The 23,512-nt window shown below is 42.5% G+C and carries 24 protein-coding genes, 1 tRNA gene and 3 pseudogenes; 5 read left to right on the top strand and 23 right to left on the bottom strand.

All coding sequences use genetic code 11. The features are described 5' to 3' along the window. A pseudogene (locus tag D8877_RS10215) lies at window positions 1–1,469 on the bottom strand (exonuclease SbcC); the annotation flags it as partial. Between the two features lie 41 nt (window positions 1,470–1,510). Beyond that, window positions 1,511–1,981, bottom strand: a complete 471-nt coding sequence (locus D8877_RS10210; protein ID WP_125353239.1) for a DUF3013 family protein — start codon at window positions 1,979–1,981, stop codon at window positions 1,511–1,513. 87 nt (window positions 1,982–2,068) lie between these two features. Between D8877_RS10210 and D8877_RS10205 the strand changes: the two genes are divergently transcribed. Continuing rightward, window positions 2,069–3,337, top strand: coding sequence for a replication-associated recombination protein A (locus D8877_RS10205; RefSeq protein ID WP_125353236.1), 1,269 nt, complete (start codon window positions 2,069–2,071; stop codon window positions 3,335–3,337). Window positions 3,338–3,602: 265 nt separating this feature from the next. Continuing rightward, a tRNA-Lys gene (locus D8877_RS10200) sits at window positions 3,603–3,675 on the top strand. A gap of 82 nt (window positions 3,676–3,757) precedes the next feature. Here the strand turns inward: D8877_RS10200 and D8877_RS10195 are convergent. The 3 genes and pseudogenes from D8877_RS10195 to D8877_RS10175 form a co-directional block, all read right to left on the bottom strand. Then, window positions 3,758–3,996, bottom strand: a pseudogene (locus D8877_RS10195) (tyrosine-type recombinase/integrase); the annotation flags it as partial. Window positions 3,997–4,241: 245 nt separating this feature from the next. Further along, window positions 4,242–4,505: a transposase gene (locus D8877_RS10185; RefSeq protein WP_125341188.1), complete on the bottom strand. Its 264-nt coding sequence runs from the start codon at window positions 4,503–4,505 to the stop codon at window positions 4,242–4,244. A gap of 276 nt (window positions 4,506–4,781) precedes the next feature. Beyond that, window positions 4,782–5,396: a hypothetical protein gene (locus D8877_RS10175; RefSeq protein WP_125341190.1), complete on the bottom strand. Its 615-nt coding sequence runs from the start codon at window positions 5,394–5,396 to the stop codon at window positions 4,782–4,784. Between the two features lie 88 nt (window positions 5,397–5,484). Between D8877_RS10175 and D8877_RS10170 the strand changes: the two are divergent. Further along, window positions 5,485–6,069 (top strand): annotated as a pseudogene (locus tag D8877_RS10170) (carbohydrate-binding domain-containing protein); the annotation flags it as partial. 587 nt (window positions 6,070–6,656) lie between these two features. Here D8877_RS10170 and D8877_RS10165 read toward each other — a convergent pair. From D8877_RS10165 to D8877_RS10105, 13 genes are all read right to left on the bottom strand, one after another. Next, window positions 6,657–8,510 (bottom strand): Cna B-type domain-containing protein, encoded by a 1,854-nt coding sequence (locus tag D8877_RS10165; protein ID WP_125341191.1) that lies wholly within the window; start codon window positions 8,508–8,510, stop codon window positions 6,657–6,659. 466 nt (window positions 8,511–8,976) lie between these two features. Next, on the bottom strand, window positions 8,977–10,599 hold the full coding sequence (gene groL, locus D8877_RS10160; RefSeq protein WP_002896724.1) for a chaperonin GroEL: 1,623 nt from the start codon (window positions 10,597–10,599) through the stop codon (window positions 8,977–8,979). A gap of 23 nt (window positions 10,600–10,622) precedes the next feature. Further along, on the bottom strand, window positions 10,623–10,904 hold the full coding sequence (gene groES, locus D8877_RS10155) for a co-chaperone GroES (RefSeq protein WP_002907416.1): 282 nt from the start codon (window positions 10,902–10,904) through the stop codon (window positions 10,623–10,625). 205 nt (window positions 10,905–11,109) lie between these two features. Beyond that, entirely contained in the window at window positions 11,110–11,400 is a 291-nt protein-coding gene (locus tag D8877_RS10150) for a hypothetical protein (RefSeq protein WP_002901670.1), read from the bottom strand. A 94-nt stretch (window positions 11,401–11,494) separates the two neighbouring features. Beyond that, entirely contained in the window at window positions 11,495–12,349 is an 855-nt protein-coding gene (locus D8877_RS10145) for a PTS system mannose/fructose/sorbose family transporter subunit IID (protein ID WP_002896727.1), read from the bottom strand. Next, window positions 12,333–13,178, bottom strand: a complete 846-nt coding sequence (locus D8877_RS10140; RefSeq protein WP_002896728.1) for a PTS mannose/fructose/sorbose/N-acetylgalactosamine transporter subunit IIC — start codon at window positions 13,176–13,178, stop codon at window positions 12,333–12,335. Before D8877_RS10140 ends, D8877_RS10145 begins: the two co-directional genes overlap by 17 nt. A gap of 27 nt (window positions 13,179–13,205) precedes the next feature. After that, on the bottom strand, window positions 13,206–13,700 hold the full coding sequence (locus D8877_RS10135; protein ID WP_002896729.1) for a PTS sugar transporter subunit IIB: 495 nt from the start codon (window positions 13,698–13,700) through the stop codon (window positions 13,206–13,208). A gap of 42 nt (window positions 13,701–13,742) precedes the next feature. Then, the gene (locus tag D8877_RS10130) at window positions 13,743–14,180 is read right to left on the bottom strand and encodes a PTS sugar transporter subunit IIA (protein WP_125341192.1); all 438 of its coding nucleotides are present in this window, start codon (window positions 14,178–14,180) and stop codon (window positions 13,743–13,745) included. Window positions 14,181–14,401: 221 nt separating this feature from the next. After that, window positions 14,402–15,685, bottom strand: a complete 1,284-nt coding sequence (locus D8877_RS10125; RefSeq protein WP_125353234.1) for an ABC transporter substrate-binding protein — start codon at window positions 15,683–15,685, stop codon at window positions 14,402–14,404. Next, complete coding sequence (locus tag D8877_RS10120) at window positions 15,682–16,365, bottom strand: response regulator transcription factor (RefSeq protein ID WP_002896732.1); 684 nt, start codon at window positions 16,363–16,365, stop codon at window positions 15,682–15,684. The genes D8877_RS10125 and D8877_RS10120 overlap by 4 nt, the downstream gene beginning before the upstream one ends. Next, entirely contained in the window at window positions 16,358–17,671 is a 1,314-nt protein-coding gene (locus tag D8877_RS10115; RefSeq protein WP_125341193.1) for a sensor histidine kinase, read from the bottom strand. The genes D8877_RS10120 and D8877_RS10115 overlap by 8 nt, the downstream gene beginning before the upstream one ends. Further along, on the bottom strand, window positions 17,671–18,657 hold the full coding sequence (locus tag D8877_RS10110; protein ID WP_125341194.1) for a substrate-binding domain-containing protein: 987 nt from the start codon (window positions 18,655–18,657) through the stop codon (window positions 17,671–17,673). Before D8877_RS10110 ends, D8877_RS10115 begins: the two co-directional genes overlap by 1 nt. Window positions 18,658–18,937: 280 nt before the next feature. After that, complete coding sequence (locus D8877_RS10105; protein ID WP_002896737.1) at window positions 18,938–19,333, bottom strand: single-stranded DNA-binding protein; 396 nt, start codon at window positions 19,331–19,333, stop codon at window positions 18,938–18,940. 128 nt (window positions 19,334–19,461) lie between these two features. Between D8877_RS10105 and D8877_RS10100 the strand changes: the two genes are divergently transcribed. Beyond that, a complete protein-coding gene (locus D8877_RS10100) occupies window positions 19,462–20,049 on the top strand; it encodes a hypothetical protein (protein WP_125341195.1) in 588 nt (195 codons plus the stop codon). Between the two features lie 89 nt (window positions 20,050–20,138). Here the strand turns inward: D8877_RS10100 and D8877_RS10095 are convergent, their stop codons facing one another. The 5 genes from D8877_RS10095 to D8877_RS10075 form a co-directional block, all read right to left on the bottom strand. Continuing rightward, window positions 20,139–20,498 carry a rhodanese-like domain-containing protein gene (locus tag D8877_RS10095; RefSeq protein WP_002910814.1) on the bottom strand — a complete coding sequence of 120 codons (360 nt, stop codon included), beginning with the start codon at window positions 20,496–20,498 and terminating at the stop codon, window positions 20,139–20,141. Further along, window positions 20,491–20,922, bottom strand: a complete 432-nt coding sequence (locus D8877_RS10090; protein WP_125341196.1) for a MarR family winged helix-turn-helix transcriptional regulator — start codon at window positions 20,920–20,922, stop codon at window positions 20,491–20,493. Before D8877_RS10090 ends, D8877_RS10095 begins: the two co-directional genes overlap by 8 nt. A gap of 84 nt (window positions 20,923–21,006) precedes the next feature. Continuing rightward, entirely contained in the window at window positions 21,007–21,633 is a 627-nt protein-coding gene (gene ytpR, locus D8877_RS10085) for a YtpR family tRNA-binding protein (RefSeq protein ID WP_125341197.1), read from the bottom strand. Beyond that, window positions 21,630–21,965, bottom strand: coding sequence for a thioredoxin family protein (locus D8877_RS10080; RefSeq protein ID WP_125341198.1), 336 nt, complete (start codon window positions 21,963–21,965; stop codon window positions 21,630–21,632). Before D8877_RS10080 ends, ytpR begins: the two co-directional genes overlap by 4 nt. Further along, on the bottom strand, window positions 21,962–22,249 hold the full coding sequence (locus tag D8877_RS10075) for a DUF4651 domain-containing protein (protein WP_002903480.1): 288 nt from the start codon (window positions 22,247–22,249) through the stop codon (window positions 21,962–21,964). Before D8877_RS10075 ends, D8877_RS10080 begins: the two co-directional genes overlap by 4 nt. A 170-nt stretch (window positions 22,250–22,419) precedes the next feature. Between D8877_RS10075 and pepA the strand changes: the two genes are divergently transcribed. Then, window positions 22,420–23,484: a glutamyl aminopeptidase gene (gene pepA / locus D8877_RS10070; protein WP_125341199.1), complete on the top strand. Its 1,065-nt coding sequence runs from the start codon at window positions 22,420–22,422 to the stop codon at window positions 23,482–23,484. The last annotated feature ends 28 nt before the right edge of the window (window positions 23,485–23,512 follow it).

Raw genomic sequence — 23,512 nt, 5'->3', positions numbered from 1 at the left:
GATAACTCCCCAACGAAATCTAATAATTCAAGTAATTCCCAATAAAACTTCAATACTATTGGTTGATATAATTGATTTAAATTCCGATAGAAAGAAGTATTTATAAATTTATATAGTTCAAACCCTTTTGAAAAACCTATTTCACCAACATATTTTTTACTGTAATTCAATTCTCTATTATTCATTTTATTTACGAAATAGGAATCTAAAATATCAATAAAATCATAGCTAAGATCCATTCCTTTGCTATTAATTCTGTAAATATAGTCCAAAACAGTCAAATCAGGAACAACAATAATATTCGATTCAGAAATATAATCCGACCCCTCCTCCAAGGATATCGCAGCAGACACATCTGTAATCAACAAGGTAGAAACATTACAGTCAAAGAATAACCTCTTATTTTTGACAATCATATCAATAACTGTTGATGTGCTACATTTATCTAATTCGTCTATAGAAAAAGTAATATTAAAATATGCTGACATATTTTTCAAAAGCCTCAATAATTGACGCTCTTTTAATTCCTCAGTAACAACATTTTTTAATTCCCGAGACAGCTCCCCACTCTCATTAAATCCCAGATTTCCTTTTAACTGTGTCCCCAATTTTACTATTCCCAAATCAGTACTCAAATCAATAGACGACTCAGCTGACACCTCTGAGGTCGTTGATTCCAAATATTTTTTTGTATCTGTTATTTCTACATCAAAAGAATTTAGTTGTTCTTCAGATATAGATAAGAATTCACATAATCTTTCTAACTCAATTGATGATCTTTCAAAGTTTTCAATCTTTTTATCTAATTCGTCTATATTTTCTCGGAACTTGGAAACATTTACTCTGTTGTTTTTAAAGAGAACCCATCTACTTTTTCGGGATTCATATTGCTTATTCAAAGATTCAAACTCTTCAGCTAATTCTTGAATTTCTTTTAATAACGGATCATATAAACTTTGAAGATTTAAATTCTTTTTACAATTAATTTTAACCTTGTCTATCGTTTTGTAGAAACTTGAAATTCTTTTTTCTATTTGATACCTTTCTGATAAACTGTAATCCTTTACTTCTTCCTGTTCATTCCATACTGGAGTTGGTAAATCGTACATTCTCTGCTTATTATTAACAATAGCATCCAACCTGTTTTCAATCTCTTTAATCCTTTTATCAATTGCACTAGGAGTTTGCATCAAAATTTCTCTGTAAAAATCTTTATTACCACTAAAAAAAGAGATATTAATTACAAGAATTTGCTTATCCTCATTTGCATAATATTTTGCTGGCTCTAAAGAAATATTTTTCAGACTAGATTTCCCAGCTCCTCTATTGCCACAGAGAATAAAAATTCCCTTTTCATTCCTATAAATATTTTTTAATTTCTCTATTACCTCTTGCTCAGTGGGTAATAAAGAAAAATAATCTCTAGCCTCTCGGCTATAAGCACCAACATATTTTTTATCTAAGGTCAAGAGCTACCTCCTTTTGAATCTACTTTAAACAGCCTCTATTCCTAATACCTCGGATATGAATAGAAATCCGTCTCAATCAAATCCGCTCTGCCATTTTCAAAAGCCTCAGTATTCCAAGCCATCTCAAACTCTGCTGCCTCTGGATCTGCTAAGAAGTCCATGAGCGCATCAAGGCCAGACTCAGCCGTTTGGGTTAGGAAATCTACGAAATAAGCCAGAAAATCCCGTGACAGCCCCTTCTTAGGCTCATAGGGCAGGGTAGCCAGATAGTCCTCGGCCTCAAAACGAGACTTGACCGGATTGTAGAAAAGCACGGCTTCCTCAAAGTAAATATCCTCAGCCGAGGCATTGCCCTCAGCATCAACTGTCTCAATCCCGCCTGGATTTTGCACCTCAAGGAGAAAGGCCACTTCCATTGCGTGATTCTTCTTGTCCCAGTTTATCTCATAGTCAAAAGGAAAGCTCTTCTCCATTTCCTCGTCCAATATCTCCAAAAAACCGTACTTAGTCATGATTTCCTCTTTTCATTGTGATAAAATATTACTATCTACAATAGTAACACAAAAAGCCAAGAAAAACACTTGCAGAAAGGAAATCTTATGCCAGAAAACCTCGCCCTGCGCATGCGGCCTACTGACATTGATCAGATTATCGGCCAGCAGCATCTGGTCGGACCTGGAAAAATCATACGTCGCATGGTTGAAGCTAACCGCCTGTCCTCGATGATCCTCTACGGGCCACCCGGCATCGGCAAGACCTCTATCGCCTCGGCTATTGCCGGCACAACCAAGTTTGCCTTTCGGACCTTTAACGCCACCGTAGATAGCAAGAAGCGCCTGCAAGAAATCGCTGAGGAGGCTAAATTCTCCGGCGGACTGGTGCTCCTGCTGGACGAGATTCACCGCTTGGACAAGACCAAGCAAGACTTTCTACTGCCGCTATTAGAAAGCGGTCTGGTCATCATGATTGGAGCGACGACAGAAAATCCTTTCTTTTCTGTCACTCCGGCTATTCGCAGCCGGGTTCAGATATTTGAGCTTGATCCCCTCAGCAACGACGACATCCGGATAGCCATTCAGCTAGCCTTGACGGATAAGGAACGAGGATTTGATTTCCCAGTGGAGCTAGATGATGAAGCTCTGGATTTCATTGCCATCTCTACCAACGGAGACCTGCGCTCCGCCTATAATTCGTTGGATTTAGCCGTACTCTCTACCCCAGAAGATGACAAGGGTATTCGCCACATCACGCTCGATGTGATGGAAAACAGCCTGCAAAAGAGCTATATCACCATGGATAAGGACGGGGACGGCCATTACGATGTCCTCTCTGCCCTGCAGAAGTCCATCCGCGGCTCTGATGTCAATGCCAGCCTTCACTATGCAGCCCGCCTCATTGAAGCTGGAGACTTGCCTAGCCTGGCTCGCCGCTTGACCGTTATCGCTTATGAAGATATCGGCCTGGCAAATCCCGACGCCCAAGTCCACACTGTCACAGCTCTGGAGGCTGCCCAGCGGATTGGTTTTCCTGAAGCCCGGATCCTCATTGCCAATATTGTCATTGATCTGGCTCTATCGCCCAAGTCCAACTCAGCCTATCTAGCCATGGACAAGGCCCTAGCTGACTTACGAAAGAATGGAAACCTGCCTATCCCTCGCCACTTACGAGATGGCCACTATGCCGGCAGTAAAGAACTGGGCAACGCACAGGACTATCTCTACCCTCACTCCTATCCTGGCAATTGGGTCAAGCAGGACTATCTACCCGACAAGATAAAAGACGCCAATTATTTCACTCCTAATGAGAATGGCAAATACGAGCGAGCTCTTGGAATGACTAAGGATAAGATTGACGACTTAAAAAAATGATGACATCGTTTGCAAAAAATCACATTTTTCTCTTGAATTTTTCAAAATTTATGGTATCATAATTATAGAAACGCTGTGGTGTACGACTTCACACTTAAGTGTTGACCGACTATTTTTTGTATTATTAGGGAAACAAAAGACTTCTAACAGCATGCAAGCCGTGTCACGCGGAAGCAGCTTCAGTTAGAGCGAGTTGCCCACCTGCTTAATTGCGCGGGTTCAATACAAATCGTGAAGGTCCGGCACCAATACAGCTTTTTCTATTGCCTCCTTAGCTCAGCTGGCAGAGCAGCGGACTCTTAATCCGTGGGTCGCAGGTTCGATCCCTGCAGGGGGCATAGAAATAGAGAAGAAAAAGCCTTAATTTATAAGGCTTTTTTGCTTGTCTTGATAATATTTGCCGTGTAATTTGCCGTGAATTTACAACAAACTTTTTACAGCCATAAATTCCTCGCTTATCTTTTCCTCCAATGTATGACCATATACTTCTACCAGCATTGAAATATCTTTGTGACCTAAAATCTTAGCAATCACTCCTAAATCAATACCTTATGCCATAAGTGGCTCCCATAAGTATGATGTGCGCCTTTTGTTGTTAAAATTGGCTCAATCGCTAAATTCTTAAGCAAGCCTTTAAGATACTTATTAACTGGAGCAATATCAAGTTTTCAAGCCAATAAATCTTGATGAATTTTTGGAGCACCATATCGTTTATTAGAAGCAAGATAAGAAGCCATAATTTCTTTCTTAAGGATTTCATTTTCTCGGTCTCGTTGGCTTGGTTGATGATTCTTAAAGGCATAATAACTGGATTTAGAAACACCAAATAACCGACACATAGTTTGAACTGAAAATTGGAAGTTAGACTTCAATTGTTCGATCATTTGGAAGATGCTAGAATATCCTATTTCTTCGCAAAGATCGCTAAGGCCTTTTTTAGGATGTCATTTTCCTCCTTCATTTTAGCCATTTCTTTACACATCTCTTGCAGTTCGTGAAGCGAAAGGTTTTCAAAATTAGGTGGATTATACTTACCATACAGCTTAATCCATTTATAAATCGTTTGATTCGCAACACCATACTCTTTAACAAGCTCTGAGACTGGTTTGCCGGATTCATGCAATTGAACAATCGTTTCTTTGAATTCCTTGGTATATTTTTGTGACATTTGGACAGCTCCTTTGATTAGAGAATATTCTACCAAAAGGTGTCCATAAAATCATACTAACATCAATCATCAGTAAATCACAAGAATAGATTTTTAAAGAAAAAAGAAGGTTATCGTAGATTCTGCGATAACCTTCTTTATAATATCCAATTATTTTATCACTATACAATCATCTATACTCCTCTCTGTATTTCTTCCTAGCTCAAAAATTTCTTTTTGCCTTACAATAAAATAAAAAGGTAACTTGTAAATATACAAATCACCTTTTCCTATTTATTATGAAGTAAACTCTGACAGGTCTTTGGCTATTTTTCTTAAAATATAACGGATTTCCTCTGTTTCTCCATACTCTCCGTATTCCTCCACTAAGGCTAATTTCCTTTCAAACCCGTTAATAGCACTAAGCAACTTCTTAGAATCGGTGGCCTCTTTTCGTGCCTGAGATAACTCTTGATTCTTAACCTTTAACTCAGACACCTCAGCATTCAATTGAGCATTCTGAAGAATGACCTCTTTCATCATATCCATGGTTTCTAAGATTTCCTTAGCACGAGAGCTGTTCTTATATAAACTTTCACGTGCCATTTTTTCATATTTCATTTCATCAGAAATATACTTTGTATCTTCTTTAATAGATTGATGTTCTTTTGATAATTCCTTTGACAACGAATCATGACTTTTTAATAATCTCTTTGACAATGAATCATGAATTTTTGATATTTTATTTGACAATACTTCCTGACCTTTTGATAATGATTCATGATCTTTTGATAATGCTTTATTATCTCTAATAATATTCCACAGCGCTGCAGCGCCACCCAATACCCCAGCTACAGCTGTTAGTATCCCGCCCAAAGTGATCCAATCCATAATTGAAAATTCTCCTATCATTATTTCCTCCTTTCATTTTAACATATTTCCAATAAATATTTCATCATCATCCAATCATTCATATTCTTTCTCTCATCTTCTTTTTACCCTCTCACAGCTAACCAACAGCGTAGCTAATATCAAAAACAAGGTGGCCATCGTCATCTCGGCTGCCAATATTGATGCGATTTCAAAAGGGGACGGCATGGATTCAAATGGTGATTTGATTATCACTAAAGGCAGTCTGAAAACGCAGTCCATCACAGACTATAATTCTGCACTGGATTATGACGGTGCTTGTTCAACTTCTGGTGGCACGACTTGGGCTATTGGACACATGGGATTTGCCCAAGGATTCTCCACAGGCACCAAGCAGTCTTATGTCAGTGCCATCGTCTCCGGCTTATCTGGTGATACGATTACTATCACTGACTCAAAAGGTCGCATCATTGCACAAACAAGAGCAGATGTTGACTTTGACAATATCGTCTTTTCAGATAAGGTACTCAAGGAAGGAAAGAACTACACCGTCACAAGCTCTGACGGTCATAAAGAAACCGTCACTGCAACGAGGCAGACAACTCCCCATCCTTCAGGTAGAATTGTAGACAAAAATACTGTTCCGCTCCTTCCAAACGGACATCATCCAGCCTTCCCAGGGAATGGCACCCCTCCCAAGGAGGACAAGAACTGATCGCAATACCCAATGAAAGTCAAAGAGCAGCCTGCACTAATTAGCTGTAGACTGCTCAAAGCACTGTTTTGAAGTTAAGAATCAGACAATAAAGTATATTAAGGCGACGCTGACGTAGTTTAAAGAGATTTTCAAAAAGTATTAAAAATCCCCTTCCTTTAGGCACAAAAAGAAGGGGGCATCGCATAGAAAAAACTACGAGAGAAGACTGAAGCAAAATATGTTTGACGAAAACCTGATAAAGATGGTCACACACCGAGCATATTCCTAAGGATGTCTTATAATTTTTTTGGTTTAGGAATTAAGAAAGATTATATATATATCAAGTTTTGATGTACTTCACGCTTGCACATCAAAGCGGCCTTCCCCGTAGTTCTGAGCAACTAATTTGTTCTAGGAAACATCTTAGTTGCTTTTTATTTTAAAACAACTATATTACGGAACATCACAGTCTTGATTAACAAAAGGATACAAGATAGTGACTGATTGTAAAAACACATTCTTATTTCTGCTTCATAAAAAGCGACTACTGCTATTTCGGGTTTGGAGCAAAAAATCTCTGTCCCTAAAAGGAACAGAGATAAAATTTATTTCTTCTTCGCACGGAAGACAATGAAGCCTACCAAGCCTACTAGAGCTACTCCAGCAGCAATCATGATCCAGCTAGCATTCTCACCCGCTTTAGGGAGAACTTTCTTGGTTCCAACATTAGAGGCATTTCCTCCGCCAGTACCATTGTCTGATTCGATGATCACAACAGTGCTTCCTGTAGTGCTGCTTGAGCTAGAAGTCGTGCTACTGCTACTTGAGCTAGAGCTAGAACTACTACTGCTGCTCTTAGAGCTATTGTCCGAGCTAGGTTTCGGCGGTTGCGGAACTCCTGGAACTGGTGTATTGGTAATGTTCATACCATCAACAGTAGCTGTATAACCATAAACACGGTCTTCAGTAACTGAGTAGACAATATCTTTTCCATCTTCACCAGTCGCTGGCAAGTCAGTGAACTCATACTTCCACTCACCCTTATCATTCGGACCAACTTCTTTATGAGCGACTTCAGTGCCATTTGCATAGAGACGAACGGTAATCTTGTCTGGGCGTTTGCCATCTTTATCGTTATCATCATTCCAAGTCTTGGTACCTGAAGCGGTAACCAATGCCTTACGGTTGGTAAAGTCTTTGTAAATAATACCAGAACCATAATTCTTGAGCTGAGCGGCATTAACCTGAATCTCTTCATCTGACAATTGGTAAGCTTCTGGTGCCTTGGTTTCCTTAATCAGATAATGCTCCTTAATCAAGTTGCTGAAAGAAGCAATCCCGTTAGCATCACTAGTTGCTTTTTGAACAATTGTCACACCATCTTCATCGTACAATGTGAATTCAGCACCTGCTAGGGCTTTACCAGCTTCGTCTTTTTTAGTCACCTGCACACCATAGACATCTCCATGTGCATAGCCGTTTGCACGTTGGTAGCGGACAGCAACCGAAGATTTTTGTTCTTCGATATTATCTGCTCGCATGATTGCTTCGTTCGGGAAGAGTGTTCCATCAGTCGGAACTGTAGGGAAGTTAACACGATAGCGAACATAGAAGCCTTCGTTGGCACCGATATGCCCCATGTTAATGGTAAAGGAACGCTTGTCAGCAGCAAGATTAATCGTGTAGTTTCCTGTCACATCCTCGCGTTGCTGACTTAGTCGATAAGAGTTATCAGCTGGGTCAACAACCCATGAACCTTTAAGAATTTGGAAGCTGTTGAGATCAATTTCTCCGGTATTAAAGCCCAGAGTATCTGAAATAACAACATTATCCAGTTCTTGATTTTGTTGGTTGATATTTAGACTGTAAGTAATACTCTTAATATTATCTGCATTATTCCAGCCGTATTTTATGAAAGTATAAGGAGTTGCTTGGCCAGGAAGACCTTTGTAGTCAATTTTCCCATACTCAACAATCTTCTTGCCAACGATAAGTTTCAGAGGAATAGAGCCTTTATCTCTGGCTACTGTATGATCAACGCGAGCCAAGAGATGAACTTTCCCTTCAATATGAGAGCGAGTCAGGACATAGTCTGTATAAGTCAGCGTAAGCTGTTTAGAGCTTGCATCAACCACAGCTGTCGCTACGAGATTGCCGTCATCATCTTTGACTTCAAAATCAGCTCCCTCCAAGGCAAATTCAGCAGGAAGTCCAATGGTCGTAGTATCTCCTGGCTGAACCTTACCGTAATTGAAGGCAAAGTTTGCGTCAATCTGGAATTTTTCCCAAGGGGAGAGGCCGTCAGTCAGTTCTTCACCCTTTTGATTGTAAACATTTACTGACGTGATAACATCGTCTACCGTGTTGGCTCTGGCAGATTGACTGCTAGAAAACAGGCTAAAGAGGAGCACAAAGGCTACTGAGAAAAAGCGCGCAATAGTCTGAGATATTCTTTTCATAAATAATCCCTCCGTTTTTTTCCTTTTTTCCTTTTTATCGAACATGTAAAAATATTAAAATTCCTTTACATTTCCAATATACTACATATATTAGACTAGCATACGATTGACTATAAGTCAACTATTTACCTTTACCAGTTCAGCTTTTGTCGACAATGTGTAAACCAGTTTATTTCTCCAAAAACCTTGTTATATAAGAATTGAAAACCGTTTCCTCCGTCATCTTCTTGTATTTCTTTGAAACAAAAATGTAATATTTGGATGCATAATAAATGAACAAATATGAATTATATGACCACAAATATTCATATAAATAAATTTGTTTTTAAAAACAAGCATAATTATTAAGGCTTGCTACATAACTAGTCACAATAAAAAAACTGAACAAATCTGCTCAGTTTTCTAATTGATAAATGTAAGATAAAGATTATATCTAATTTATAGAAATATATAATCCCGTTATTTTCTACATCATACCGCCCATCATGCCTGGATCCATAGCTGGAGCTGGGCTAGCTGGTTCTGGTTGATTAGCTACTACTGCTTCGGTTGTCAAGATAAGGCTGGCAACAGAAGCGGCATTTTGCAAGGCTGAACGAGTCACCTTAACTGGGTCAATGATGCCAGCCTCAATCATGTTAACCCACTCGCCAGTCGCTGCATTGAAGCCTGTACCAACTTCAGAGTTTTTCAGACGGTCAATGACGATTGAACCTTCAAAGCCTGCATTCAGAGCGATTTGACGGACAGGCTCTTCCAAGGCGCGGAGAACGATGTTACGACCAGTCGCTTCATCCCCTGCCAACTCAAGACCTGCGACAGCGTCCAGTACGTTGATATAGGCAGTACCACCACCTGAGACGATTCCTTCTTCTACCGCTGCACGAGTTGCATTAAGGGCATCTTCGATGCGGAGTTTCATTTCTTTGAGTTCTGTTTCGGTTGCAGCTCCAACCTTAATCACAGCTACACCACCGGACAATTTAGCCAGACGTTCTTGCAGTTTTTCACGGTCAAATTCAGAAGTGCTGCTTTCAATCTGTGACTTAATAACTGCCACACGGTTAGCAATGGCTTCAGGATTGCCTGAACCTTCTACAATCACAGTGCTGTCCTTATCAACAGTGACTTTAGAAGCTTGTCCAAGCGCTTCAATCGTAGCATCCTTGAGCTCTAAGCCAAGATCATCTGTAATCACTGTACCGCCTGTCAAGATAGCGATATCTTCCAACATAGCCTTACGACGATCACCAAAGCCTGGTGCCTTAACAGCTACGACATTAAAGGTCCCGCGAATCTTGTTAAGAACAAGTGTTGGCAGAGCTTCACCGTCCACATCATCCGCAACAATCAAAAGCGGACGATTGGTTTTCAAGATGTTTTCCAATAATGGCAGAATCTCTTGAATATTAGAAATTTTCTTGTCAGTAATCAAGATGTAAGGATTGTCCAGTTCGGCTACCATTTTTTCATTGTCGGTTACCATGTATTGAGATAAGTAGCCGCGGTCAAACTGCATTCCTTCAACTACATCTAGCTCAGTTTCCATCCCTTTGGACTCTTCGATGGTAATAACACCGTCATTGCCAACTTTTTCCATAGCTTCAGAGATGTATTCACCGACTTTCTCGCTGCGAGAAGAAACGGCAGCAACCTGAGCAATAGCTTCCTTGTTGGAAACTGGTACTGAGTTAGATTTCAGGGCTTCAACAGCTGTCGCAACGGCTGCTTCAATTCCACGGCGGATACCGATTGGATTAGCACCAGCTGTAACATTTTTAATCCCTTCGCGGACGATAGCCTGTGTCAAAACAGTTGCTGTTGTTGTTCCGTCACCAGCTATATCGTTGGTCTTTGAAGCTACTTCTGACACCAGCTTAGCGCCCATGTTTTCAAAATGGTCTTCCAGTTCGATTTCCTTGGCAATGGTTACACCGTCATTGGTGATAAGGGGTGAGCCAAAGGATTTTTCCAAAACGACATTGCGGCCTTTAGGACCCAAAGTCACCTTGACAGTATTTGCTAAGATGTCAACTCCACGAACCATACTGCTTCTTGCATCTGCTGAAAATTTAATATCTTTTGCCATTTTATTATTCCTCTCTTCTAATCTTACTCAACAACTGCTAGAATATTGGCTTCACTGACTAAGAGATAAGCTTCATCTCCGTCCTTGACTTCCACGCCTGCGTGATTTTCTACGAGAACCTTCTCTCCTTCCTTGACACTCAGGGCTACCAGCTCACCGTTCAAAGTACGAATACCTTGACCGACTGCGACAACTTCAGCTGTCTTAGTCGCTGCTTGGCCGTTGCCTGCAATGACAAATCCGCCAACTTTCTGCTCTTTTTCTTCTACTTTTAAGACCACACGGTCTCCTAATGGTTTTAACATAGTTTTCCTCCAAAGATTGATTTTTTAGCACTCTAAACTATCGAGTGCTAATCTATAGTTATTATTTTATCACTTGGTCAGAAATAGTCAAGAAAAAAACCGGCTAGATGAAAGAAAAATTTTATTTTTTCTTCGCTGCCTCCTAAAGTCAAAGAAAAAACAAGTCCGAGCTAAAATCCTCTCAGACTTGTCTTTAGGGGAATATCTATCTTGCAAGTTTTAGTTTTGCTTCAAAATCATCAATCACTTTTTGCAGATTTAGGCGTCCTCTATAGATACCATAGCCAAACAAAAGCATGGCTAAGATACCAAGTAGAGCTAGGACGATTCCTGCAATAAGTGCTAGGAGATTGGTCTCATGAAAGAGATAAATCAGAACAAGACCGATGCTGGCAATGGCAAAAAAGAGACTGAACCAGCGTCCTAGATTTTCAATCATATGCTTCTGGTAGTGAATTTCTGTTTCATAGCCTTGAATCAATTCTTGTTCTGTCATGATCTTCTCCGTTCTTTCTTTTACTCTGCTAAAATAAATTTGTATTAGGCTAGCAGAAAATCGGACTTACTGCCAGCCTAAAATTGAGCGAGAATTAGTATTTAAGTTGAGGGTCAAAGATGCCAAGCGCTACACCAATCAAAGCAATGACAACCAAGAGGAGCATAACGAGGTTTGGTGATACTTTTTTCTTGGCCATCAGCCACCAACAAAGGGTGATAAAGCCAGCTGTTAAGAGACCTGGATAAACACCATCAATCTTTTCTTGCAACTTCAGGAAAGCTTCGCCATCAGCATTTTTCAGCTCTAATGAAGTCGTTACAGATACCCAAGTTGCAGCAACTGCCCCGATAACCATACCACCAATGACACTGATTGCCTTACGAAGCGCCTGTCCTTTAGGTCCTACAAGGAATTCTACCGCCTTGTCCCCTAATTCATAGCCTTTGAAGTAGGCAAAGCGCATACCGCCATAGATGAGAACATTCCAGACAAGGATGTAGAAGAGAGCGCCGATAGGATTTCCACCTTTAGAGAGTCCAAGGGCAATCCCCAGCAGAACTGGAATCAAAGTTCCAACAACCAAAGAGTCACCGATACCTGCGATAGGTCCCATGAGACCGGCACGCATACCATTGATAGTTTCGCCGTCAACAGCGTCACCATTGGCACGCGCTTCTTCCAAACCAGCTGTAATCCCCACTACCAAAGCCCCGAGCTGAGGTTCTGTATTGAAGAAAGCTGTATAGGTCTGCATAGCTTCTTTCTGCTCTGCTTTGTCTTTGTAGAGTTCTTCCACGATTGGCAGCATAGAGGTCAAGTAGCCGAAAGTCTGCATGTGCTCTTGAGAGAAGCAAGTCAAATGACCATAGTACCAATGGTGGAATGATTTCGCTAAAGTCTTTTTAGTTATTTTCTTTCTTTCAGCCATCTTAGATATCCTCCTCATCGTCATCAAAGTCAGCCCCACCAGCTGGCGCAGTTACTCGAGCTGATTTGATTACTTCCAATTCATAGTAAATTACTGCAAAAATCAATGAAACAACTGCACTTGCAACCAAATTAAGACCAAGTGACTTAGCCAAGGTGAAGCCCACAAAGAATGGGATAAAGTCAGCAGCCTTGGTAACGATTTGTTTCAAAAGAATGGCAATACCGACACATGGGAGAAGAGCTCCGACTGTAAAGAGGGATTTCATGATGAAGCCATCCATTGGCAGGTGAGTCTTCATCAGTTCAACCATATTCGGACCAAACTTCGTGATGATCATGGTTGGAAGGAAAGAAAAGACAAAGTGGGAAATCCAAGGATAGACCCAGTCAACAGCGTAAAGCTTTTTGAATTCGCCTTTTTCAACAGCTTTCCAGCCAATGTGCTGCCAAAGCAAGTTTGTAGTGGCTGTTCCATAGAAGAGGACTGTACCGATAGTACCAACTGCTGCTCCGATTGGTGCAGCTGCTGCAGCGATAGCAGATTCAGAGGTGATTCCTTTAGAATGAACAAACAAGATTGCGAGAGGAATCCCAATGTAAGAGATTGCCCGCACGTCAGCGGAAACTGTACCACCTGGTGTTACCAGAGCGATATAGAGGACCTGAAGGGCTACCCCAACCATAATCCCTGTTTTTAAATCTCCAAGAATCAACCCGCTAATCAAACCTCCGACCAGAGGACGTCCCAGAGTGTAGTTACCAATACTAGAACCACCCATACCAGGCATAGAAGCTAAACTAGCAAAAAGACCCAGTAAAGCGGCTTGCAGCCAAGAAATTGTCATAATAGACTCTCCTTTTCATTATTGTAATTAAAAACCAAATTTAGACTTGAAATCGCTCCAGTAACCAATGGAAACATCTGGTAAGAGCTGGAATTTGACTTTGTAGCCTGCTTTTTCAATCGCCTCAATCGCTTCTGCCTCTTCCTGAGTGATGGACTGGTTGTTGCCCAGCTTAACAGCTCCCGGACGGTCATTAGCAGGACCGACGATGATTTCCTTAACATCCCCAGGTACAAAACCTTGGTCCACTAGGATTTCCTTCATGTCTACAGGATTTTTCGTAATGAGGAAATAACGGCTGTCTGACTCTGTGACCTTGCCTGATTTTTCCTTGAAGGCTTCCTTGGTCCAAACAAAAGTCTTCTTGTCAGAAGCTCCCTTGTAGGCCTGAATCAAAACCTTGTTTCCTGCGGCTGCATTATTAACTGCAATCAAGCCATCACAAGGGTATTCCTTAGCCCAGCGAGTGACTGTTTGACCGTGGATCATGCGGTCGTCAATCCGTACAAATGATACTGTCATCTTTAAAATCTCCTTTTATCTTTTATAATGTATGCGGAAGCACTAAATGTCGTCTTCATCTTCGTCAGCTGCATCGCTTACGACTTCAAATTCCTGCAAAGCAGCTGTGGCCTCAGAAAGGATAGCCTTAGCCAGCTCTTTTCCGTCCAAGATGTCTTTCATAACCAAGCCAGTCAGTCCCATGGTCAGGTTCAAACCGCCCAAGATAACTGCTGAGTCGAGCTTGCCCATGTCAGATAAGACGCTAGCTGCTGTCGTCAGAGGACTTCCTCCTACAATATCAGCCAGAACTAAGACACTGTCATCAGCGCTTAAGCCAGACAAGGCCTGAGTAAAATCAACTGCAAAATCATCAACTGACTTGCCTTCCTGAAGACCGACCGCAATCACCTGATCCGTCTTGTCTCCGGCGAACATCTTCAAGGAACTCTGCACGCCTGCAGCCAGTCCCCCATGGCTGACCAGTACAAGGTATTTCATCTTTCCTGCCTCCTTTATTCTTCGATTTCTTAGCCAAGTCAGGCTTTAGATGACGAAGGATTTATTGATGATTTCATTGTACAAGGTTTGTAACCGATTTCATATTGTCAAATGTCACTTTGCCCAGATGACATTTGTTAGGAAAAATATGACAATTGTCATATTGGTCTAGGCAGCTGTACTTTTTTCTGACTTAATTAGCAACAAAAAAAGAAAGCAGATTATTTTCCGCTTTCTATTTCTCTTTGAATGCTTGGCAAGGCACTGTCAATCTCTTGATTCTGCATAGCATTTTGAATCAGATAGTCCATCCGGTCCATGGTATGACGGTCTACTTCCAGACTGATGTCAATGATAGAGCGATTCATCATGTGGTCTAGCCTCTCAGAAGTCAAGGAATCCAAACCAAAATCATCGGCTTGTAAGATTTCTCTAGCCTGTTGACTTTTCACCACAGATGGTAAAACTGAGGTCCCCTGCGATTTTTCAAACAAGGCCTGCTGGCTTTCTTTGTCCTGTGACAGCAAGAGCATAAATTCCCAAGCTAACTTCTCTTGCTTGGTATTGGAAGACATGGCAAAAAGCGAGGTCTTAACCTGTGTTCCCATCACCTGGCTATTGGCTGTCGGCATCGGGATACAGGTCCAAGAAAAGCTAGAATACTTGGCGACATGGTATGGGTAGGGCTTGTAGGTCCGATACTGGGCCAGACTCATAGGATAGAAGGCCACCCGCCCCTCATCAAAATCATTAGAAGTCACCTTATAGTGCTGGCTGAGCATGTCTAACTTGCTCATAAAGGCCAAGGCTTGGTGCATCTCTGAACTGTCTACATTGATACCGGATTTATCGATAAGATGACCGCCGTAAGCTACCAGGGCCTGCTGCCAAGTGTAATCCGTAATACCGTACTGATCCACCACACCATCGCCATTGGTATCCTTGGTTACTTTCTTGCAAATCTCATAGAAATCCGCCAGGGTCCAACCTGACTCAGGGATGCTAATTCCTTCTTTTTCAAGCAGGTCTTTATTGACACACATCATGATAGGATTGCTCTCAACTGGAAGAGCATAGCTGACTCCCTGATATTGCCCAGCTTCATAAGCCACTGGATAAAAGGCTGTCCGTTCATCATCCGTTAGGAGGGTATCCAAGGATTTAAGCGCGCCAGTCGAAGCCAACATGCTAAAGTCGTTTTCCGGTACCATAAAGAGATCCGGCTGCTCGCCTTTCAAGACTTGCTCTGCCAGCCAGTCAGCGTAATCATCCTTGGGAATACCGCTTTCATAGACGACCTTGACATGAGGATGCGTCTTTTCAAATTTTTTAATCAGGCTGTCCAAGACCTTGTTTTCGCGGCTGTTAGGCACATCCCAGCTAGAACCAGCATAGACACCAATACGCAGGACTTTTTCCTGAGCTGAAGCCCAAAAGACAAAAGCCAAAGCAACAGATATGATCAGGACAACCAGCAGGGCCAAATGTCTCAGTCTCCACTTCATTTGTCGCTTTCCTTACTAAAATCTCTCTGGGTGACTCCAGTCTGCACAGCCCAGATAGCCAGCTGGGTTCGGTCGCGCAAGTTGAGCTTGGCTAAGATACCTGACAGGTAATTTCGGACTGTCCCTTCTGATAGAAAGAGCTTGGCAGCAATTTCTTTATTCGAAATCCCAAAGCCAATCTGCTGGATAATCTTCCACTCCGTCCGGCTCATGTCCTCTATATTTTCCTCCGTCACTGTGATAGCAAAATTGGACTGGGCCATCTGTGAAAAGATTTTGAAGACCTTGGTGGCAATATTGGGATTGATCATAGCTCCGCCTCGATAGACTGTCTGAATGGCTTCGTGAAGCTCTTCTGTCGAAACCCCTTTGAGAATATAACCAGACGCACCGTATTTGAGAGCGGAGAAGATAAATTCATCGTCATCAAAGGTTGTCAGAATGATAATCTTAACATCCGGATATTGCTCCTTGACAGCCTTGGTACAGAGAACACCGTCCATGACTGGCATGCGAATATCCATCAAAATCACATCTGGGCGCACCCGATGAAGCTTTTCCAGCACTTCCTTGCCGTCTCCGACTGTCCCGACAACCTCAATATCAGCGTGGGCTGACAGGATGATTTGCAGAGACTCGCGAATCAAGGCCTGATCGTCTGCTATTAAAACCTTAATCATGTCTTCCTCCTATTTTTGGGATTTCGATATGCGTGTAGAAACCGTCCCGATTTTCAAATCGGACGCTTCCGCCAATAATCATTAGACGCTCCTGCATCTGCTTGAGGCCATAACCATAGTGGAGCTCATCAAAGCCAATACCATCATCCTGAATGGTCATTACATAGGTTTCTTTCTCCAGCAGCTCAATCCAGATAGTTTTGGCATGACCATGGCGGACAGAGTTGGTAATAGACTCCTGAATCACCCGGAAGACAATGTCTTCCTTAGCAATATCCAAGTCAATATTATCCCATTCGTAGCGGAGATGAATCTCCAAATTGGAGATGGCTTCATACTCACGGATAATCTTAATCAGAGCTTCCTTCAAAGTGTTATTTTCCAGAGCTCCCGGCCGCATCTTATTGAGCGAGCCTCGGACATCACGGATACCATCTCGAACGACGACAGAGACATTATTGAGCTGCTCCTTAGCCCGATTGGTATCAATATCAACCAAGACCTTGACCGCATCAATACCCGCTGAAATTCCCGTCAGGGCATGCCCCAATGTATCGTGAATCTCTCTGGCAATCCGCTTCCGCTCTCGGTCTTCTGCTATTTTCTCAGACAAAGCCAGATAAGAGTTCAACTCGCGATTAGCCTGAGAAGCCATGCGCAGCTCTTCCTCAATCCGATGACGCTCTGTAATAGCCGACAAGATATAGAAGAGCAAGGAAATCATAAAGACAACGATATTGAGGGAGTAGAGAAAGTTCTTGCCAAAAAGCAGCAACAACCGGACGGACTCTGGGTAAAACCGAATATAGGTATCTAGAGAAGGCAACTTGATAAAGAGCGACATGAGGTCATAGTTGGACAAGAGCAGCATGCCAAAGCTCAAAATAATGAAAGAAAACCAATACTTCTTGTCCTTGGAAGAATTGAACTCCTTAGATCCATAGAAAATATCCGCAAACACCAAGAGAATCAAGCCATTGTAGGACGAATGCAGGACGGAAAAGATGACCAGCATGAGCAGGATTTCAATAATGGTTGCCTTGTCATAGACGGACAGCTGATTGGGGTGGCGCTCGCGATAGTACATGACCAAAAGCAAACTACCATAGAGGCTAATTGATACCCAGAAAATCAAGCTGGGAGAGCCCGGAATAGCATCCAAACGCTCCAAAAGCGAATGACTGAAGCCCTTAGCTGCTACATAGTTGGTCGCAAAGAGATAGATGGACGCATTATAGACAATGGCAACCAGATTGATGACCATCAAGGCTATTTTGCTGTAAAATATACTTTTTTGAGGTCTCATTATTGCCACCCTGTAACTGTGTATTGACTGATATTATCTCTATTAACCAGATGAACTGGAATCAGGTATTGGCTGTCGTAGGATTTCCCCTCTTGCATCAGCTCAATTACCTGCGCCACCTTGCGTCCCATCTGAATGGGCGATTGGGCCACGGTTCCCTCTATATCGCTAGTCGTAGCCAGAAAGTTTTTGATATCTGGTGAACCATCCACGCCATAGATTGAGATTTTCTTATCAAGACCTTGATTTTTAATAGCAGCCAAGGCCCCGATGGCTGCCCGATCATTGAGAGCCATAACTACATTAAAGTCCAACCCCTCGTCTAGAGCCCCTTTAACCTGCGGCATGGTTTCCTCGGTCTGGCCCAGTGTTTCTTTCTGAGAAATAATCTTGTAGCTGGGCTGTTTTTCAATCGTATCAATAAATCCCTGAATCCGATCCATGGCAGAGACGGCATTGCGGTGCTCTAAAAGGAGAATGTTGGCAGAAGGCAGACGCTTCATCATGTCCTGGGCAATCAGGACGCCTGCTTGGTAGTTATCAGACACAATGGTCGTATCCACTTTTACATCCTGACTGATAGGCGCATCCACTACGATGATTTTAATACCAGCTTTCTTGGCCTTTTGAAGAGAGGAAATGATACTTGGACTATTGCTTTTCACCGGATTGATGACAATGACATCAACCTTTTCTCGGACAAAAAAGTCAATCTGCTGGCTCTGCTTGCCCTCATCCAGCTCAGGATCCCGAACGTAGAGCTTGCTGCCCTGCTGGTTGGTTTTCTTCTCCAGCTCCGCATTTAAGGTCTTGTAAAAGTCATTGTTCATGGTCATGTAGGTCACCCCGATCTTGACCTGCTTCTCATCTGGCAAAACGCCCTTGAAATAAACAAAAAGCAAACTCAAGATAAGCAGAATGAAAAGCGGCCAGAGAGCCTTTTTCTGATAATGCTGTATCCGTTTTTTGACCTTAGCTGATACCATTTTTCACCCCCTATGCCGTAAGCACCTTTATGAAACATATAGGATTATTATATTACAAAGCCGGCAAAAAGCAAAATCTTTCCAGAAATGACTATAATAAAAGAGGCGAGACAGAATCTAAAAAATCCATGATTTTTGATTCTTGGTCCCACCTTGATGATCATAATTAAACTTTTAAAATCTTGATAGAAAGAGACTTTCACTCACACAGATCTTGCATCCTGCAAAACTGAATGATGATTTTTTAGAGCAAGGTCATTTCCCAGTCTTTGCTTCTTGCTTAAAAGGGAAGTTCCTCTTCTTCCAATACTAAATCTGCTAAATCAGCTCCGCTATTATTTTCACGCAGAGCGCGCTGAGCCCGACTTTCCAGGAGCTGGAAGCTATGACAGAGCACCTCTGTCACATAATGAGTCGCCCCCTCCTTTTCATAGCGACGAGTCCGCAGCTCACCATCTAGAGAAATCAAGCTGCCTTTACTTGCATAGCTGGCTAAAGTCTCAGCTAGACGACCCCAGACAACGACATTTACAAAATCCGCCTCACGCTCACCACTCTGAGATTTATAACGGCGATTAACCGCGACCGTTGCGCGGGCCACAGATTTTTCATTCGCAGTCTTGTGCAGTTCAGGCGTAGCCGTCAGCCGGCCGATTACAATTACTTTATTATACATTTTATATCCTCCTAACTTATCATTCGTAATAGGAGGCAAAAAGTGAAAAAAATGTGGTATAGTATAGATAAAAAGGAAAGTTGCAGCTTCTGCCCCTTTCCTACTAGACTTGTGCAACGGAGGCCCCGATGACCATTAAACATTCCCCTGTGAAAAATATTCTTTTTATCCTGATTTCTCTGTGGTTCGGAGGCTTTTCTGCCTTAGCTGCCGTAGACTACCTGACTAGCTCCAACCCCTACAAAGACACTAGTTTCTTTGTCCTTAGTCTGCTGGTTGCTGCTTTCTTCTTACTGCTCCTTATCTTTGCTATTCGCAGGCTAACCATTCATGCGACTATCCTCTCCTTTGACCACGAAAATGTAACCTACTATTATAGCGGACTCTTATCAGCTGCCACCTACTGCATTCCTATGCAGCAGATTAGTCATGCTCGCTACAGCCGAGACAGTGAAGAATCCGAGATTAGTCTTTGGATGGAGGACGGTTTCCATGACTTTGCAGCCTTTAACCATCCCCACCACAAAATTTATGCCTATCCTGACAGCCAGCTCATCGGCATTGTTTTCAAGAGAAAGCGCCTCAAAGCATTGGAAGACTACAGCCTAAACAGCCTTATCTACCAATACAAATACAGCACTCCGAGCCAGATTCCCACAGCCACTCCTCAATCATCAACCGACTCGCAAAGCAATAGCGACAGCGTCTTCTTTTGAGACAATGTGAGGAAAATTTTTAAAATACTTACAATCATTACAGCAGTGAAGCAAATGAGAAATTAAGCTCATTTGCTTCACTGCTATTGTTAATTATGCAAATCTTCTGTAGATAAACCTAAAGTTTTCCAAGCAGCTATACCACCAGATAATTCTCTTACTTTGAAATGATTTTCCAACAAGATAATGGAAGCTTTTTTAGCCATATTGCACCAAACATCCCAACAATAAACAACAATTTCCTTATCCTTAGGCAACTCCTCTAAACAGGAAGCTAAGTTATTCAGAGGAATTTCTATCGCTCCTTGAATTTTTTCTTTCTTCAAATGCGGAGGGGCATTTCGCACATCAATTAACATGAACTCTGTTCCTGATTTAGCTTGTGCCAAATAGTCCATCGGACTAATAGTCAACTCTGTTTGCAGTTTTAAAAACTCTAATTTATCCATTGTTCTTCTCCTTTATAAATTGAGCAATATCTAAGATAACCTTCTCTTGAATACCTGATAAGTCATTCAGCACTTCTTTCTCGACTTCTAGCATTTTTAGCCACATTGTTTCTACAAGTTCTCTACCGCTATCTGTTAGCAACACAATGTTTTGCCGGCGATCCAGTGGATTCCGCTTCCGAAAAATTAGTCCTTTCATTTCCAAGCAATCAATTAATTGTCCAATAGTTGTTCTATCAATTTTAAGCAAATCGCCAACATTTATTTGCGTTAGATCTTCCTTGTTAGATATGGCCAACAGTATTCCATAATCTCTTGAATTTATTTGATATTCTTTCAACAATTCTGAGAAACGCCAATCCATTTCCTGAGCTATTTTGCTTAATTGAAAACCCAACGATTTATTTACATCTATATTAATCACCCTTTCTGATAATCAGTTTAACTGATTATACAACAAAAATATTCTTTTGTCAAAAAAAGAACCTGCAATTTTGCAGATTCTTATTTATCCCTGCCAATGCTTGGCTGGGTCAAAGGCAGTTCCAACTAGTTCGCTATCGACTAATTCAATGATGCCACGTTTTTGAGGCGCATTAGGCAGCTGAAGTTCCCGTGGGCTGCACATCATACCAAAACTCTTTTCGCCTCGAAGTTCTCCAGGAAAAATCAAATTCCCTTTAGGCATCATGGCACCTGGCAGAGCCACAATCGTTTTGAGGCCGACTTTGGCATTAGGAGCACCGGCCACGATTTGAACAGTCTTATCAGCAGCTACCTGCACTTGGCAGATATTCAGGTGGTCACTATCTGGATGAGCTACCATATCAACGATTTCTCCAACCACAAACCTCGGTTGGCTGTCATTAACCAAGTCCGCTGGGAAGCCTGCCTTGCTCAACTCCTGATTGAGAATGGCCACTTGCTCATCTGTCAAAAAGACCTGTCCGCGCTCTGCAATTTTAAAAAGGTCTGACTGCTCAAAAATATTCCAAGCTACTGTCTGGCCATTATCTTCACGGTAAACACGCGCTACTCGTCCTTTGCGCTCAGCTGCCAGTTTAGCTCCTTGATTGTCCGCAACAATAATCATCAGCACGTCGCCGACATATTCTTTATTATAGGTAAAAATCATTTTACGCTCCCTTTTTCTCTTATACTCGCTAAAAATTCATTGATTTGACCCTTGGTCTTGCGTTCACGATTGACCAGACGGCCAATCTCCTGTCCCTTTTCCAGCACTACTAAGCTGGGAATCCCGTAAACGTCCCACTCTTTGGCCAGACCCAGATAGGCATCACGGTCCACTTGGATAAAGCGATAGTCAGGATTTCCCGCTTCTATCTCTGGCAGAAAAGGTTTGATAAATCGGCAATCTCCGCACCAGTCAGCCGTGAAAAAGAAGACAGTCTTCTCCCCATCATTGACATAAGAAGCCAATTCCTCTAAATTTACAGGAAAAATCATGCTTCTTCCTCGTAGCTTAGCTGACCATTTTCATAGACAAAAGCAAAATGACGGTCGTCCTCTAAGACCAGACCGCCAACCAAGCGGTCATCTGTGGACTCGTAGAGCTTGACATAAAGGCAGGAAATAGTACCCTGACTGGAAAAGAAATCTCGCACAAGCTCGACGATTTCCTCCCGATTACGCAGTCGTTTCTGCTCCTGTACGACTTTGGCTGCCCCAAAAGCCAGTGCTCCAGCCCCCAAAAGGGCGGTTGTGGTTAAAATGATTTTTTTAGCTTTCATGTAGAATATTTTAACACAAAAGAGCAGAGGCGACAAACAATATTCCAGATTTTCCTGGGAGAAGCTGGATTCTTGGGCGGGCAGTCCTCTTGATTCAGGCAAGCTATAAGATTTTCCTACTCATTTACCATAAAAAGTGATAAAATAGGGGACAGAAAGAAGGTAAGTTTATGACAACATTATTTTCAAAAATCAAGGAAGTAACAGAGCTTTCTGCTATTTCGGGTCACGAGGCACCTGTTCGCAGTTACCTGCGGGAAAAACTCACTCCCCATGTCGATGAGGTTGTCACCGACGGCCTAGGCGGTATCTTTGGGGTACGCCATGCAGAAGCTGAAAATGCTCCCCGTGTATTGGTAGCGGCCCACATGGACGAGGTTGGCTTTATGGTCAGCGAGATCAAAACTGACGGGACCTTCCGCGTGGTGGAAATCGGCGGCTGGAATCCGCTGGTCGTTAGCAGCCAACGCTTCAAACTTTTTACCCGTGAAGGTCGGGAAATCCCTCTTATCTCAGGCTCTGTCCCTCCTCATCTGACGCGCGGATCTGGCGGACCAGTTATGCCACAGATTGCGGATATTGTCTTTGATGGTGGCTTTGCGGATAAGGCAGAAGCTGAAAGCTACGGCATCCGTCCAGGAGACACGATCGTGCCAGACAGCTCTGCTATTCTCACAGCTAACGGGAAAAATATCATCTCCAAAGCCTGGGACAATCGCTACGGCGTCCTAATGGTCAGCGAATTAGCTCAAGCCTTGTCTGGTCAACCACTAGACAGCCAACTCTATGTCGGTGCCAATGTTCAAGAAGAGGTTGGCCTGCGTGGTGCCCATGCTTCTACGACAAAATTTGCCCCTGCGGTCTTTTTGGCTGTGGACTGCTCCCCAGCAGGCGACATCTATGGCGGTCAAGGAGCCATCGGCGACGGAACGCTGATTCGCTTCTTTGACCCTGGTCATCTCATGCTGCCAGCTATGAAGGACTTCCTCTTGACAACTGCTGAGGAAGCTGGCATCAAGTATCAATACTACTGCGGCAAGGGCGGAACGGATGCTGGTGCTGCCCATCTCCAAAGCGGCGGCGTACCATCTACTACCATTGGTGTCTGCGCCCGCTACATCCATTCCCACCAAACTCTCTATGCCATGGACGATTTTCTGCAAGCCCAAGCTTTCTTGCAAGCGCTGGTCAAAAAGCTGGATCGCTCAACGGTGGACACGATTACCAACTATTAATTTCAAAAGGCAGCCCGTTCTTCATTCG

It is taken from the genome of Streptococcus sanguinis (assembly GCF_003943735.1).
In the GTDB taxonomy this organism is placed as follows: domain Bacteria; phylum Bacillota; class Bacilli; order Lactobacillales; family Streptococcaceae; genus Streptococcus; species Streptococcus sanguinis_E.
This window is presented reverse-complemented; position numbering and strand designations above follow the sequence as displayed.

Bases quoted from the DNA above. Each gene is read 5' to 3' on its own strand.
- D8877_RS10210 (WP_125353239.1), bottom strand. From the start codon at position 1,981: ATGACTAAGTACGGTTTTTTGGAGATATTGGACGAGGAAATGGAGAAG.
- D8877_RS10205 (WP_125353236.1), top strand. From the start codon at position 2,069: ATGCCAGAAAACCTCGCCCTGCGCATGCGGCCTACTGACATTGATCAG.
- D8877_RS10185 (WP_125341188.1), bottom strand. From the start codon at position 4,505: ATGTCACAAAAATATACCAAGGAATTCAAAGAAACGATTGTTCAATTG.
- D8877_RS10175 (WP_125341190.1), bottom strand. From the start codon at position 5,396: ATGATAGGAGAATTTTCAATTATGGATTGGATCACTTTGGGCGGGATA.
- D8877_RS10165 (WP_125341191.1), bottom strand. From the start codon at position 8,510: ATGAAAAGAATATCTCAGACTATTGCGCGCTTTTTCTCAGTAGCCTTT.
- groL (WP_002896724.1), bottom strand. From the start codon at position 10,599: ATGGCAAAAGATATTAAATTTTCAGCAGATGCAAGAAGCAGTATGGTT.
- groES (WP_002907416.1), bottom strand. From the start codon at position 10,904: ATGTTAAAACCATTAGGAGACCGTGTGGTCTTAAAAGTAGAAGAAAAA.
- D8877_RS10150 (WP_002901670.1), bottom strand. From the start codon at position 11,400: ATGACAGAACAAGAATTGATTCAAGGCTATGAAACAGAAATTCACTAC.
- D8877_RS10145 (WP_002896727.1), bottom strand. From the start codon at position 12,349: ATGAGGAGGATATCTAAGATGGCTGAAAGAAAGAAAATAACTAAAAAG.
- D8877_RS10140 (WP_002896728.1), bottom strand. From the start codon at position 13,178: ATGACAATTTCTTGGCTGCAAGCCGCTTTACTGGGTCTTTTTGCTAGT.
- D8877_RS10135 (WP_002896729.1), bottom strand. From the start codon at position 13,700: ATGACAGTATCATTTGTACGGATTGACGACCGCATGATCCACGGTCAA.
- D8877_RS10130 (WP_125341192.1), bottom strand. From the start codon at position 14,180: ATGAAATACCTTGTACTGGTCAGCCATGGGGGACTGGCTGCAGGCGTG.
- D8877_RS10125 (WP_125353234.1), bottom strand. From the start codon at position 15,685: ATGAAGTGGAGACTGAGACATTTGGCCCTGCTGGTTGTCCTGATCATA.
- D8877_RS10120 (WP_002896732.1), bottom strand. From the start codon at position 16,365: ATGATTAAGGTTTTAATAGCAGACGATCAGGCCTTGATTCGCGAGTCT.
- D8877_RS10115 (WP_125341193.1), bottom strand. From the start codon at position 17,671: ATGAGACCTCAAAAAAGTATATTTTACAGCAAAATAGCCTTGATGGTC.
- D8877_RS10110 (WP_125341194.1), bottom strand. From the start codon at position 18,657: ATGGTATCAGCTAAGGTCAAAAAACGGATACAGCATTATCAGAAAAAG.
- D8877_RS10105 (WP_002896737.1), bottom strand. From the start codon at position 19,333: ATGTATAATAAAGTAATTGTAATCGGCCGGCTGACGGCTACGCCTGAA.
- D8877_RS10100 (WP_125341195.1), top strand. From the start codon at position 19,462: ATGACCATTAAACATTCCCCTGTGAAAAATATTCTTTTTATCCTGATT.
- D8877_RS10095 (WP_002910814.1), bottom strand. From the start codon at position 20,498: ATGGATAAATTAGAGTTTTTAAAACTGCAAACAGAGTTGACTATTAGT.
- ytpR (WP_125341197.1), bottom strand. From the start codon at position 21,633: ATGATTTTTACCTATAATAAAGAATATGTCGGCGACGTGCTGATGATT.
- D8877_RS10080 (WP_125341198.1), bottom strand. From the start codon at position 21,965: ATGATTTTTCCTGTAAATTTAGAGGAATTGGCTTCTTATGTCAATGAT.
- D8877_RS10075 (WP_002903480.1), bottom strand. From the start codon at position 22,249: ATGAAAGCTAAAAAAATCATTTTAACCACAACCGCCCTTTTGGGGGCT.
- pepA (WP_125341199.1), top strand. From the start codon at position 22,420: ATGACAACATTATTTTCAAAAATCAAGGAAGTAACAGAGCTTTCTGCT.